The 13066-nt window shown below is 62.9% G+C and carries 15 protein-coding genes and 1 tRNA gene; 5 read left to right on the top strand and 11 right to left on the bottom strand.

What is annotated here, in order from left to right:
- Positions 1-8 precede the first annotated feature (8 nt).
- A complete protein-coding gene (locus tag CWE17_RS03890) occupies positions 9-566 on the top strand; it encodes an ecotin family protein (protein WP_131455046.1) in 558 nt (185 codons plus the stop codon).
- Positions 567-579: 13 nt separating this feature from the next.
- Here CWE17_RS03890 and CWE17_RS03885 read toward each other — a convergent pair whose 3' ends face one another.
- From CWE17_RS03885 to gcvT, 6 genes are all read right to left on the bottom strand, one after another.
- The gene (locus CWE17_RS03885; protein ID WP_131455045.1) at positions 580-1188 is read right to left on the bottom strand and encodes a 7-carboxy-7-deazaguanine synthase QueE; all 609 of its coding nucleotides are present in this window, start codon (positions 1186-1188) and stop codon (positions 580-582) included.
- Complete coding sequence (locus tag CWE17_RS03880; RefSeq protein ID WP_131455044.1) at positions 1185-2843, bottom strand: CTP synthase; 1659 nt, start codon at positions 2841-2843, stop codon at positions 1185-1187. Before CWE17_RS03880 ends, CWE17_RS03885 begins: the two co-directional genes overlap by 4 nt.
- A gap of 73 nt (positions 2844-2916) precedes the next feature.
- A complete protein-coding gene (locus CWE17_RS03875; protein ID WP_131455043.1) occupies positions 2917-3399 on the bottom strand; it encodes a Dps family protein in 483 nt (160 codons plus the stop codon).
- Between the two features lie 62 nt (positions 3400-3461).
- A complete protein-coding gene (locus CWE17_RS03870; RefSeq protein WP_131455042.1) occupies positions 3462-4592 on the bottom strand; it encodes an RNA polymerase sigma factor, RpoD/SigA family in 1131 nt (376 codons plus the stop codon).
- Between the two features lie 65 nt (positions 4593-4657).
- Positions 4658-6478 carry an aspartate--tRNA ligase gene (aspS, locus tag CWE17_RS03865; protein WP_131455041.1) on the bottom strand — a complete coding sequence of 607 codons (1821 nt, stop codon included), beginning with the start codon at positions 6476-6478 and terminating at the stop codon, positions 4658-4660.
- Between the two features lie 56 nt (positions 6479-6534).
- Positions 6535-7626, bottom strand: coding sequence for a glycine cleavage system aminomethyltransferase GcvT (gcvT, locus tag CWE17_RS03860; protein ID WP_131455040.1), 1092 nt, complete (start codon positions 7624-7626; stop codon positions 6535-6537).
- Between the two features lie 494 nt (positions 7627-8120).
- Here gcvT and CWE17_RS03850 point away from each other — a divergent pair, with 494 nt between their 5' ends.
- Positions 8121-8546, top strand: coding sequence for a Crp/Fnr family transcriptional regulator (locus CWE17_RS03850; protein ID WP_206338348.1), 426 nt, complete (start codon positions 8121-8123; stop codon positions 8544-8546).
- Here the strand turns inward: CWE17_RS03850 and speB are convergent.
- The 3 genes from speB to CWE17_RS03835 form a co-directional block, all read right to left on the bottom strand.
- A complete protein-coding gene (gene speB, locus CWE17_RS03845; RefSeq protein WP_131455038.1) occupies positions 8540-9427 on the bottom strand; it encodes an agmatinase in 888 nt (295 codons plus the stop codon). The two genes, CWE17_RS03850 and speB, sit on opposite strands and share 7 nt — an antisense overlap.
- Positions 9427-10290 (bottom strand): polyamine aminopropyltransferase, encoded by an 864-nt coding sequence (gene speE, locus CWE17_RS03840; RefSeq protein WP_131455223.1) that lies wholly within the window; start codon positions 10288-10290, stop codon positions 9427-9429. The genes speB and speE overlap by 1 nt, the downstream gene beginning before the upstream one ends.
- Before the next feature lie 70 nt (positions 10291-10360).
- On the bottom strand, positions 10361-10765 hold the full coding sequence (locus CWE17_RS03835) for a hypothetical protein (RefSeq protein ID WP_131455222.1): 405 nt from the start codon (positions 10763-10765) through the stop codon (positions 10361-10363).
- Between the two features lie 92 nt (positions 10766-10857).
- Between CWE17_RS03835 and arfB the strand changes: the two genes are divergently transcribed.
- Positions 10858-11286, top strand: a complete 429-nt coding sequence (gene arfB, locus CWE17_RS03830) for an alternative ribosome rescue aminoacyl-tRNA hydrolase ArfB (RefSeq protein WP_240789232.1) — start codon at positions 10858-10860, stop codon at positions 11284-11286.
- Between the two features lie 69 nt (positions 11287-11355).
- Positions 11356-11523, top strand: coding sequence for a hypothetical protein (locus CWE17_RS12210; protein WP_164498734.1), 168 nt, complete (start codon positions 11356-11358; stop codon positions 11521-11523).
- Positions 11524-11546: 23 nt separating this feature from the next.
- On the opposite strand, the gene mazG is transcribed toward CWE17_RS12210, so the two are convergent.
- Both mazG and CWE17_RS03820 read right to left on the bottom strand, forming a co-directional pair.
- Positions 11547-12401, bottom strand: a complete 855-nt coding sequence (mazG, locus tag CWE17_RS03825; RefSeq protein WP_131455037.1) for a nucleoside triphosphate pyrophosphohydrolase — start codon at positions 12399-12401, stop codon at positions 11547-11549.
- Between the two features lie 29 nt (positions 12402-12430).
- Positions 12431-12931: a metal-binding protein gene (locus CWE17_RS03820; protein WP_131455036.1), complete on the bottom strand. Its 501-nt coding sequence runs from the start codon at positions 12929-12931 to the stop codon at positions 12431-12433.
- A 57-nt stretch (positions 12932-12988) separates the two neighbouring features.
- Here CWE17_RS03820 and CWE17_RS03815 point away from each other — a divergent pair.
- A tRNA-Val gene (locus CWE17_RS03815) sits at positions 12989-13060 on the top strand.
- Positions 13061-13066: the final 6 nt, after the last annotated feature.

The raw sequence follows: 13066 nt of genomic DNA, 5'->3' as shown, positions 1-13066 counted from the left end.
CAAGGGTCATGGCCAGGCGTTGCTTCCACGCATCAAGCGCAAAGCGTGTGGGTTTGCAGGGTTTGGCCCTGCTGGCTGCTGCAGCGGCAGCCATGGCACCAGCTGCACAGGCGATTCCCCGTTTGGATCTCAGCGGATATCCCGCACCGGCGCCGGGGCTGCAGCGTTGGGTCATTCAGCCCTCTGGTCTGCTGCCGAAGAGTCCAGACGCTCTCATATCCAGGAATCCTCTGGACTGGCGTGTGCAGTTGATCGTGGGTCAGGAGGTGGCAAAGGATTGCAACCTCAAGCGACTCAGTGGCCCAGGCCTGAGCCTGCGTCGCCTGCCCCAGGCATCCGGCAGGGCTCTTTTCGAGCTGAAGGGTCCGGTGGTGGTGATGAGCACCCGCAAGGCCTGCACGCCGGATCAGACATCAGGGCGTTCTTTCCTCGCCCTCGGCAAACAGCCTTTTCTCGTGCCTTACAACGCCTCTTGGCCGATTGTGGTCGATCTGCCCAAGGGCACCGAACTGCGCTGGCGGATTTGGAAAGCGGAAACCCGTCAGCAGGACGCCGTAAAGCTTTGAGCGGGATTTTGAATCAGCGCACCCCAAGCCACTTGTGGCTCTGGAGGCTGAGTCGCCAGCGGCTATTGCTGCGGGCCTGATCCACGGCTAGCTGCTGGCCTTCGCTGCTCTCCCATCCCGGTTGAAGCAGCCAGTGGGCCTGGGGTGCCTGGGCTGACACCACCTCGGCAAACAGCAGATCTGCCGGTTCGTGCACGATCACCTTCAGTTCATGGCAGTGGCTCAGCAGCTCCGGTCGTGGTGGACGGTGACGCTTGGGTGAGAGGGTGATCCAGTCGGGGGAGCCACTCAGAGGATCCACGCCGCTGGTTTCCAGGTGAACTGGCAGGGTGCAGGCGCTCCGGATGGCTGCCGTCAAGGCATCGAGATTGTGATGGAGAGGTTCTCCTCCGGTGATGACGGCAAACGCAGCGCCATCACGGGCCGCACTGGCTGCTTCCTTGGCGAGGGACTCCACGCTCCTCGATGGGTGCGAGTTGGCAGGCCAGGAGTGTTTGGTGTCGCACCAGGCGCAGCCCACCGTGCAGCCCCCGAGCCGGATGAAAAAAGCACTGCGGCCGGCATGGAGCCCTTCCCCCTGCAGGGAATGGAAGGTTTCCACCACCGGTAGCTGCTGGCTCAAGGGCTGGTGTTGGCGCTGACTTGCTCAGCCTGACGCAGCGCTTCGCTGGGGCTGGAGGGCAGCCGCTGCTGTGCCGCTTCAATCAGTCCCCTGAACAAGGGATGGGGCTGGCCCGGTCGGGACAGGAACTCAGGATGGTACTGGCAAGCGGTGAAGAAGGGGTGGCCGGGAAGTTCGATGAGTTCCACCAGTCGTCCATCCGGCGAGGTTCCACTGATCGTGTATCCCGACTCCAGGAAGAGGCTCCGATAGGAGTTGTTGAACTCGTAGCGGTGACGGTGACGCTCGTAGACCACTTCGGCTCCGTAGAGGCTGGCGGCCATCGTTCCAGGAGCCAGACGGCAGGGGTAAACGCCCAGACGCATGGTGCCGCCCAGGTCGACCACATCCTGCTGCTCGGGTAGAAGGTGGATCACGGGATGGGTCGTACCCGGTTCCAGCTCGGCACTGGTGGCGCCGATGAGTCCCGCCTGATTGCGAGCCCACTCGATCACGGCGCACTGCATGCCAAGGCAAAGCCCCAGGAAGGGGACTCGCTGTTCCCGGGCCCAGCGGATCGCTGCCACCTTCCCGTCGACGCCACGGTTGCCAAAGCCCCCGGGTACCACCACCGCATCCATGCCGCCTAGCAGGGCATCGGCTCCGCGATTTTCGATCTCCTCGGCACAGACCCAATGCAGATCGAGGGATGCATCCTGGGCCAGGCAGGCGTGGCGCAGGGCCTCCACCACCGACAGGTAGGCATCGTTCAGCTGCACGTATTTGCCCACCAAGGCCACCTTTACGGCGGGCCCTGGATTGCGCAGCTTGTGCACGAGCTGGGCCCAACCGGCCATGTCGCTCTCGTGATCATTGAGCTGCAGCACATCAAGAACTTCCCGGCAAAGGCCCTGCTCCTCCAGGGTCAGGGGCACGGCATAGATGCTGTCAGCATCCAGCGATGGGATCACCGCCCGTTGGGGAACACCGCAGAAGCCTCCGATTTTGCGCCTGAGTTCATCGCTGATCTCCCGGTCACTGCGGCACACCAGAACATCGGGTTGGATGCCGATGGAGCGCAGCTCCTTCACGGAGTGCTGGGTGGGTTTGGTCTTCAGTTCACCTGAGGTGCCGATGTAAGGCAGCAGGGTCACGTGGATGTAGGCCAGGTCGTGGCGACCTACATCGCCGCGGAACTCGCGGATGGCTTCCAGAAATGGCAGGGATTCGATGTCACCGACGGTTCCACCGATCTCGGTGATCACCACGTCAGCGCCGCTATTGGAGGCCACGCGATGGATCCGCTCGCGGATCTCGCCGGTGATGTGGGGAATCACCTGAACGGTTCCGCCGTTGTAATCACCCCGACGCTCCTTGTTGATCACCGACTGGTAAATCGAGCCAGTGGTCACGCTGTTCAGGCGTGACATCGCCGTGTCGGTGAAGCGTTCGTAATGGCCGAGGTCGAGGTCGGTTTCGGCGCCGTCTTCCGTGACGAAGACCTCACCGTGCTGGAACGGGCTCATCGTGCCCGGGTCCACGTTGAGATAAGGATCCAGCTTCAGGATCGAAACGTTGTAGCCACGGGATTTGAGCAGCCGACCGAGGCTGGCGGCCACGATCCCCTTGCCGATGCTGGAGACCACTCCACCGGTGACGAAGACGAATTTGGCCATGACCCCCCAGGCGACTCTTCAATGTACCGAGCGCCCCAAGGGGAATGGATCCCAGTGATCGCGCCAATCGTGATCAGCCCTCCAGCAGGCTGCGCAGCATCCAGGCGGTCTTCTCGTGGATCTGCAGCCGTTGGGTGAGCAGATCGGCAGTTGGTTCATCACTCGCGGCCTCCGCTAGGGGAAACACGCTCCGGGCGGTGCGGGCCACCGCTTCATGACCTGCCACCAGCTCGCGCACCATCTCCAGGGCGGCAGGTTGTTGGGAGGCTTCCTGGATCGAGGCCAGATTGGCCAGGGTGCTGCCACCGTGGGGTGCCACAACCCCAAGGGCGCGGATCCGCTCCGCGATCACGTCCAAGGCATTCCAGAGCTCGGTGTACTGCTCCATGAACATCAGATGGAGCGTGTTGAACATCGGGCCGGTCACGTTCCAGTGGAAGCCGTGGGTCTTGCCGTAGAGCACATACGTGTCGGCTAGCAGTCGGCTGAGGCCGGAGGCAATCTGTTCGCGTTGGTCAGCGGGGATGCCGATGTCGATCGTGGGGGTGCCGGTCATGACGGTGAGGTCCTGTTGCCTTTGTCTTAGCGGCTCTCTTAGCGGCGGGCAGCAGGGTCCGCTCAGGAATCGAACTCCTGGATGTAATCCCGCACCTTGCAACGTCGTTGGGGTTGGCGCAGCTTCAGCAAAGCCCGGGTTTCGATCTGCCGGACCCGCTCCCGGGAGAGGGCCATCGCTTCACCGATCTGCGCCAGGGTGCATGGGGTGTCGTCCTCGAGCCCAAAGCGCCGACGGATCACTTCCGCCTCCCGGTCAGTGAGCTCATCCAGCAGGTGTTCCAGGTCGTCATGCAGGGCGTCCCTGGTCAGTTCCTGTTCGGGAGTGGCTTTGCCATCCTCCAGCAGGTCGCCGAGCTGGGTGTCCTGTTCGCGGCCCACGCGCATTTCAAGGGAGACCGAGCGGGGAACTCGCATCAAGGTCAGGCGCACCGTTTCCTCGCTGAGCCCCAGACGCTTGGCCAGGTCTGAAAGGGAGGCGAGTCGCCCCTCCTGACTTGCGATTTCCTGCTGCACTCGCTTAATCCTGTTCAGCTTTTCGGTGATGTGAACCGGCAGTCGAATCGTGCGGCTCTGGGTGGCGATCGCCCGGGTGATGCCCTGGCGGATCCACCAGTAGGAGTAGGTGCTGAAGCGGAAGCCACGGGTGGGGTCGAATTTCTCTACGGCCCGTTCGAGTCCGAGGGTGCCCTCTTGCACGAGATCCAGCAGTTCCAGCCCCCGTTGCTGATATTTCTTGGCCACGGTCACCACCAAACGCAGGTTGGCGGCGATCATGCGATCGCGGGCTCGGCGACCATCACGCAGCTCCCGTTTGAGTTCCCTGGGTTCCAGTTGGATCAGCTCTGCCCAGGTGCCGTATCCCTCGGTCAGCGTGGCCTGAAGGTCGCTGACGGCTAGCCCCGCCGCTCGCGCCCATTCCTGGCGGGTCGGCCAGTGGCAGAGATGGTTTGCCTCCCGTTGCTGTAGTTCCTCCAGCTCCAACAGCGTCTGCAGCACCGGGTGGTTCACCGCTAGGGCGCGTTCCTCCCGCAGCAGTTGCTCCCGCCGTTGCACTTGCCGGGCCAGCAGCACCTCCTCTTCATTGCTGAGCAGATCCACCCGACCGATGTCCTGCAGGTAAAGGCGCAGCAGGTCATTGCCTGCGCCCCTGCGCTCCCGGGAGGCCCCGCTCGATCGCTCACTGGTGGTCAAAGGCGTACGCCTGAATGTCCTCAGGGTTCCGCGCGTTGGTCAGCAGTGCTTGGAATGCGCGGAATCTATTCGGGATCCACCCAGGTGCTGGCCACGTGCAGCTCCTCGAGTTGCTTGTCGGCAACCCCTGCGGGCGCTGAAGTCATCAGACAGCGGGCCTGCTGGGTTTTGGGGAAGGCAATCGTGTCGCGAATCGACTCCTCACCCGCCAGGAGCATCACCATGCGGTCGACGCCGAAGGCCAGGCCTCCGTGGGGTGGTGCCCCCATGTCGAGGGCGTCGATCAAGAAGCCGAACTGCTGCTGCGCCTCCTCCAGGGGCAGACCAACGGTCTGGAGCACCTGACGCTGCAGAGCTGAGTCATGGATGCGCAGGGAGCCGCCACCGAGTTCCAGCCCATTGAGCACCAGGTCGTAGGCCTGGGCGCGGGCCGTGGGCAGGTTGTGGGCCCATTGCGCTGGATCGCTGCCCAGATCACTGTTGTTGGGGGCGCAGAAGGGGTGATGAAGCGCTTCGTAGCGGTTCTCGTCGCTGTTGAACTCGAACATCGGGAAGTCCACCACCCAGAGGAAATTCCACTGGTCGTTGTCCCGGTCGGGCTTCACCAGGCCCAGTTCGCGCGCCAGGTACTGACGCACCCGATCCAGGGCCTTGTTCACCGTGGCGGTGTCGCCGGCACCGAACAGCAGCAGGGTGCCGGGCTCGGCGCCGCTTCGGCTGAGCAGCTCCTGTTTCTGCTCCTCGCTGAGGTTGTCTTTGATCGCCCCGATCGTGTCGATCTCGCCGCCCTCGCGCACTCGGATGAAGGCCAGACCACCGGCGCCGGCCTGTTGGGCCTCACTGAAGACGTCCCCACCTGGCTTGATGCGCACGTTTGACACGGCATCGTTTCCTCCTGGAACGGCGATGCATTTCACGGAGCCACCGGCCTTCACCGCACCGCTGAACACCTTGAAGCCCATGTCCTGAACGATGTCGCTCACATTGGTGAGCTCCATCCCATAGCGGGTGTCGGGTCGATCGGTGCCATAACGCTCCATGGCGTCATGCCAGGTCATGCGCGGGAAGGGACGGGGCAGCTCGATCCCCTTCACCGTTTTCCAGATGGTGCTGATCAGCCGTTCATTCAGATCGAGGATGTCCTCTTGATCCATGAAGCTCATCTCCATGTCCAGCTGGGTGAATTCCGGCTGGCGATCAGCGCGCAGGTCTTCGTCCCGGAAGCAGCGGGCCACCTGGTAGTACTTCTCGATGCCACCCACCATCAGCAGCTGTTTGAACAGCTGGGGTGACTGGGGCAGCGCGAACCATTCCCCCCCACAGACGCGACTGGGGAGGATGTAGTCGCGGGCTCCCTCTGGTGTGGATCGGGTGAGCACCGGGGTTTCCACCTCGATGAAGCCTTCGTCTTCAAGGAAGCGGCGGGCGGTCTGGATCGTCTGAGCCCGCAGGCGCAGGTTGTCGTTCATGCGCTTGCGGCGCAGATCCAGATAGCGGTGGCGCAGGCGGAGCTCCTCGCGCGTGTTCTCCTCGTCGTGGATCGACACCGGGAAGGGCAGGTTGCCCTTGACGTTGTTCAGCACCGTGATGGTGCTGGCCAGAACTTCCACCGCGCCAGTGGCCAGACGTTCATTGAGGGATTCAGTCGGCCGCGCCCGCACCTTGCCCTGCACCTGGAGGACGGTCTCGCTGCGCAGGTGTTCCGCCACCGCGAAGGCTTCGGCCCCAAGATCGGGGTCCACGGTGATCTGCACGGTGCCAGTACGGTCCCGCAGATCGATAAAGATCACTCCACCGTGATCGCGTCGTCGGTCGACCCAGCCGCAGAGCTTGACCTGCTCGTCGACCTGTGTTTCGCGCAGATCTCCGCATCCGTTGCTGCGCATGGGGCCAGGGGGCGTGACGTGAGTGGCGAGTTTCCCACAGGGAGGAGGCTGCACCGTCAAGTGGTCCGTCGATAGAAGGGGCGCTTCACCACGGTGGCCGGATGGCGTTTGCCGCGGATCTCAACGCTGAGGGGGGTGCCCACCGTTGCGAGGGCCGTTGGCACATAGCCCAGGCCGATGCCCGCCTCGAGGCTGGGAGCCCAGCCGCCGCTGCTCACCTTGCCCACCACTTGGTCACCATTGAAGATCGGGTAGTCGTGGCGGGGAATGGCCCGGCCTTCCAGGCGCAGCCCTACCAGCCTGCGCTGGCTGCCTGAGGCCACTTCCCGCTCGAGTGCATCCCGGCCGATGAATGCCACCGGATTCTCCAGGTGCACCAGCCAGCCCAGCCCGGCTTCGAGGGGGGTCGTGCTGACATCCATATCTTGGCCGTAGAGGTGCATCGCGGCCTCAAGGCGAAGGCTGTCCCGGGCCCCGAGGCCACAGGGGGTCACGCCTTGCTTCAGTAAGTGTTTCCAGAGTGCCCGGCCCGCGTCACGGGGCAGCAGCAATTCAAAGCCGTCTTCGCCTGTGTAGCCGGTGCGCGCCACTAGGACCTCCACATTCAGCCCTGGCAGGGCGAGCAGCCTGTGCCCGAAGCGGGGCAATTCCTGCAGCGATGTGCTGCTGAGTTCTTCCAGAACGGCCTGGGCCTCTGGGCCCTGAAGTGCCAGCAACACACCATCGCCTTTGGCGTCGCTGATGCTGATGGAGCTGCTGCTGAGTTGCTGTTCCAACCAGGCGCGATCGGTTTCGGCACAGGCGGCGTTGATCACCGCTAGCACCGTGCTGTCGTCGAGGTCGTAGACGATCAGGTCGTCCAGGATGCCGCCGTTGTGATTGAGCAGCACCGTGTAGGAGGCCTGGCCAGGTCCGATGCGGTGAAGATCGGTGGGCACCAGCTGCTGAAGGGCGTCTTTGGGGTTAGGCCCGCTGAAGCGCAGCACCCCCATGTGGGAGATGTCGAACATGCCCACCGCCTGACGCACTGCGGTGTGTTCGGCCACGAGCCCTGAGTACTGCACGGCCATCTCCCAGCCGGCGAAAGGCACCATGCGGCCTCCTGCTTCTTGGCAGAGATCGTGCAGGGGGGTGCGTTTCAGCTCCATTACTCACCGAGGGCACGAGATCCGCATTCTCGGCCAAGGTGATCGCCCTCGGCACCGTAATTGGAAGCAAAGCCGCAGATTTGCTTGCGGAGGTGGTTCGCTTTTTCAACCGTCCTTACGCTTGGCGCTCTCCGGGTTTTGCGTTTGGCAGACGTTTGCTGCCACACCTGTCTTCACTGCACTGCAGGTGCCTCTGCGGCTGCAGATGGCGGCTGGTGTCGCCTGCGCCGCCTGCCGGTTCATGCGGATCTCGCTCGGGTGGCCTGGTGTCATCACTGGACCGCCCGCCCACCGTCGTTGCCTCGGCTCGTGGCGATGGAGCAAGCAGTCGTCCGGTCGGACGTTCAATTGGAACTGCATGAACGCTCCTTGCCCCTGGCGACAAGGGGTGAGGGTTGAACCAAAAAAGAAGAAAAGCTGAAGATTGAGCTTTAAATTTCTATTGTGTGATTTGAGCAACTTCTGTTTCCGATCTCATCCGTGAGCATTGCCTGATGAAACGCGTGGGGGAACCCTCTGCCTTGATTACCACCAGCCCTTTGCCTTCGCCGGTGGAGTTAATTGCAGAACACGCCCACGCCGATCAGCACACGGTGCCGACGGGCGCGATCCTGTTCCGACGTTCCGAGCCCGTGCAGGCCATCTATGCCCTTGAGCGGGGGCTGGTTGAGTTGTCTGCCCCAGGTGCCGGCCGGCTTCGTTACGGCGCCGGTGAGGTGTTCTTCTATGAAGACCTGGCAGGAAACCGTCTGCATCACAGCCGTGATGCCCGGGCCTTAACGCCGGTGTCCTTCGTGCGTCTTCCTCGCATCAGCTTTTTGGAGCTGGTCCACCGCCACCCGACCATGGTGCTGAGCCTGCTGGAGCGGCAGCACAGCCGACTGCGGGAGCAGCGGCTGGATGCCTGCCATTTCTATTGATGCAGCAGCATCAGGAGGCTGCGGGTCACTTTGCTGGCCAGCACGCTGCTCACACCTGAAGGATCCAACTGCGGAGCCAGTTCCACCACATCGGCGGCGACGAGCTGATGGTGGCGTAATTCATCCACGAGGGTTGCGAAGTCGCCCCAATGGAATCCGCCTGGTTCCGGGGTGCCGGTGCCGGCCATGACGGCCGGGTCAAACCAATCCAGATCAACCGTGAGATAAATCGGTTGGCCCCGCAGTGGCTTAAGGGCGTCGGTCATTCGTTCAATCGCCACCAGACGGCCTGTGTTGCGCAGTTCTGAAAATTCGTCCCGGGTGCCGCTGCGAATGGCGATCTGCAGCAGCTGTTGGCTGGGCAGCACCTCCAGGCAGCGGCGCATGGCGCAGGCGTGGCTGTGGCTGGCTCCAAGCCATTCATGGCGCAAGTCGGCGTGGGCATCGAGCTGGACTAGTACCAGGTCGGGGTGTCGTGCCGCCACGGCTGCGACTGCTCCGGAGCTGATTGAGTGTTCGCCGCCCAGCATCAGTGGCTTGAGGCCAAGGGCCAGCACGGTTTCGGTGGCCTGTTTCACCGCGGCTACCACGGGTTCAGGTGCTCCGAAGGGGATATCCACGGCGCCGAGGTCTGCGAAGTTCAGGTCCTCCAGGTCTTGGTCCAGCTGGGGGCAATAGGTCTCGAGACCGTTGCTTACCTCCCGGATGGCCCCCGGTCCGAATCGGGTTCCGGGGCGAAAGGAGGTCGTGCCGTCGTAGGGGACGCCGAACAGCCCCACGCGGCAGCCGGCAGGGTCCCGCTGGCTGCCCATGTAGATGGCTCCGTCGGTGTCAAACAGATCGGTGTTGACCAGTTGGGTGTTGATGGTGGTCGTGTCCATCAAGCCAGCTCCCGTTGAACAAAGGCAGGCACGGCATCAAAGGCACCGCATTGCCAGCGGGGGCTCCAGATCTCACAGCCCTCGGCGACGGCGGCGGCCCGCACTGGGTCGGGCCGTCGGTAACGCGGGCTGTCGGTGGCGGCAAAGGTCCAGCTCCACCAGCCGCTGGGGTACATCGGCACCCATCCATACATCGGATCCGCGTGGCCGAACACCTCGCGGATCACCTTCACGGTGTCGATGTGCACCTGCCGGAACGCTTCGGGTGATTCGCTCTGGGTGGCAAACACACCGCCCGGTTTCAGGATTCGGCGGCACTGCTCGAAGAAGGCACGGTTGAACAATCCTTCGGCTGGGCCAGCGGGATCGGATCCATCAACGATCACCACGTCGTAGCTGGCGTCGGAGGCATTCGCGGCCCAGGCGATGCCATCCCCCACGGTGAGATGGAAGCGGGGATCGCTCCAGCAGCCTCCGCCGATGGAGGGCAGGTGCTGCTGGCTCCACTCCACCACCAGCCCATCGATCTCCACCATGTCGAGGTGCTGCACGCCGGCATGGCGCAGGCACTCGCGGGCGGTGCCGCCATCGCCGCCGCCAATCACCAGCACTCGCTCAATCTGTGCGGCGCTGCAAAGGGCTGGATGCACGATTGATTCGTGGTAGTGCCGCTCCTGGCGTTCGGCTGTCATCCAGCAACCATCGAGTAGCAGGCCTTTGCCGTAGCGCTCGCTCTCAATGATCGTGACCCGTTGGAACGGGGATTGCTCCTCTGCAATCACGCGCCCGGCCAGGCCGTAACGCACCCCCTGATGGGGTTCGTCGATCCAGCCGGAGGTGGATGCCGCAGCATCGTGGTTCATGCAGGGGGTGGCAGGGTTCACATCCAGCTAAAACCCTCAGGAGGTCTCCTGTCAGGTCAGAGATCGGCCTTTAGGAGTAGAGGGTGTCAAGGCGCACATCAAAATGAATCATTCCCTGGGCATCGTTGTCTATTGAAACGATGACATCATCTGGCACGCGAATGCCGTAGTCCATCAGAATACTTTCGTGATTTTGGATGAATTCAGTTCCCGAGACTTTTAAGACAGGGCACTTGAGAATGCGCTGATTATTTTGACGCATATGTCCCAGCGATCCCGCTGTGTTGTTCGTCAGTTTGGGGATTGAAGCGCGAAACCAGATCTGCTGATTGTTCTGGGTGATTGTGATCTGGATGTCGCTTGGAACGCCAACAAGTTCCTCCATGGCTTCCCTTGGCTTGGCAAGAAAAAACGCTCTTTTCTCGGCCGTGCTGTTGAGCCAGGGCGCAAAAAATTCCTTGAGTTGAAAGGCCATTGAACGCACCGCCAAGCTCTTCTCTAAATTAAGTGCACCCGCCGGTGGTGGGTTGTCATGCTTTCGTCTTTGTCCAGCTCAGTTCTGATCCCTTGAACTGCATCGTCAACGATCGCCTGGTGATCCCCGCCGCTGAGCTTCAGTGGCGGTTTTCTCGTGCCTCTGGTCCTGGTGGTCAGGGGGTGAACACCACCGATTCCAGGGTGGAGCTGGTGTTTGATCTGGAGCGGTCGTCGGCCCTTGGTCCGTTTCGTCGGGCGCGCTTGAAGGAGCGTCTGAGCACTCGACTTGATGGCACCTGTCTGCGGGTGGTGGTGGCGGAAGAGCGCTCCCAGTGGCAGAACCGTCAGTTGGCTCTCGTGCGCTTGGGGGATCTGCTCAGGGAGGGATTGAAAGCACCCCCACCAGAGCGGCGTGCCACCCGTCCCGGGCGGGGTGCGGTGCGGCGTCGCCTCGAGGCCAAGGGGCGGCGTAGCGCCCTCAAACGGCAGCGTCAGGGCAAGCCATCGCTGGATGATTAAGAAAGCTGAGCCAGGTTGACTCAAAGGTTAAGCAGCAGTTAAGTAAAGGGAAAGACTGTGGAGGTCGACATGAAACATCCACAAAGCCGAGGGGCATTAACCCAGTTGGTGGAGTTGATGCAGCTCGAGGAACGGGCCCGGGTCTGCATGACGCGCGGGGAGGCGAAGGCCTGCATTCGCCAGGCCGATGCCGCCAAGCGTCAACTCTGGGGTAGCACGGAAGGCACGATGAGCTGACGCTCACCGTCTCAGGGCTGCTTTCAGCTGGCTGGAGAGTTTGCTTCTGCTCTGATCTGGGCCTTGGCTTGCTGCCAGAGCCTTTCCAGTTCCTGGATGCTGCGTCCTTGCAGGTCTCCGCCCAGGGCGGCTTCCACCCGGGAGAAGCGGTCCAGAAAGCGCCGGTTCGTTCCCGCTAGGCCGGCCTCCGGATCAATGCCGCACCAGCGGGCCACGTTCACAAGGGTGAACAACACATCACCCAGTTCCTCCTGGGCATGAGCCCTGTCTCCTGAGGCGACCGCCTCCTTGAGCTCATCGAGCTCCTCATGCACCTTGTCCCACACCCCGGCCAGGTCATCCCATTCGAAACCGGCCTTGGCGGCTTTCTTAGAGATGGTCATGGCGCCGGCAATTGCCGGCTGGCCCCGCACCTTGCCAGCCAGCTGGTCGCTCAGGGGACTTCTGGAAGGAGCCCCATCTGCCGTTTGCTCGGCCCGTTCTGCAGCCTTGATCGCGTCCCAGGTTGCCTTCACCGCAGCGCTGTCGGCCGCCTCAGCGCCGGCGAACACGTGGGGATGGCGTCGGATCAATTTGTCGCTGATGCTTTCGGCGATCGCATTGAGATCGAAACGCTGTTCTTCCTGCGCAATCCGGGCATGCAGCACCACCTGAAGCAGCAGATCGCCAAGCTCCTCTTTGAGATGACGGTCATCCCCGTGTTGGATTGCGTCAGCCACCTCGTGGGCTTCTTCCAGCACATAGGGCACGAGGGAGGCATGGGTCTGCTCGAGATCCCACGGGCAACCACCTGAAGGATCACGCAGCCTGGCTACCACAGCCTCCAGCTGGCGGATTGGATCCGGGTGGTGCGGCGGCTGGGTCTGGGGGTCGGCCATCTCGGCGGCAGCGAGTTGCCGCCACCCTCTCACCGGCGTCGTCTGGCGCGCCACTCCGCCGGCAGCGGATCGCCGTCGAGGATGAGGTGTAGCCACACACTGGCCTCAAGGCCCAGCAGCACGGCCAGAAGAGCGTTGGGTTGTCCCACCAGTTGCTGCAGCAGCCTGGGCAGTCCCTCCTGAATGTTGGGAACCCAGTGCAGTGGCAACCAGGCCAGTGCTTGCCAGACCAGCAGCAGCAGGATCAGGAGCCAGCCCAGACGCAGGGCCATGCCGATCACAGGCCCATGGGAGAAGAGCGAACGGTGGGGGAGCAGACGCCGGTAGGGCCACCAGATCCAGCGTAATGGGCCCCAGCGATTGAGGGCGCGGGAGTGGGTGTCGAGATCCGGTGACAGCCAAAGGCCACCCATGAGGAAGGCCAGGCCCCCCAGGGCACCGGCCCAACCACCCAGAAGCATGGCGAGCAGGCCGGCCATGGGCAGGGCCCAGAGGCTGGTGGCGCGGTCGTGGTCCCGCCCGGAGGCCATCGCGTCGCATCGAAGCGTTGGACCAAGCCTGCCGCCTTCAGGCACAATCAGCAGCACGGGCGATTAGCTCAGCGGTAGAGCACCTGCCTTACAAGCAGATTGTCACTGGTTCGATCCCGGTATCGCCCATTCCAA

The sequence above is a fragment of the Synechococcus sp. BS56D genome, from assembly GCF_004332405.1.
In the GTDB taxonomy this organism is placed as follows: domain Bacteria; phylum Cyanobacteriota; class Cyanobacteriia; order PCC-6307; family Cyanobiaceae; genus Synechococcus_C.
This window is presented reverse-complemented; position numbering and strand designations above follow the sequence as displayed.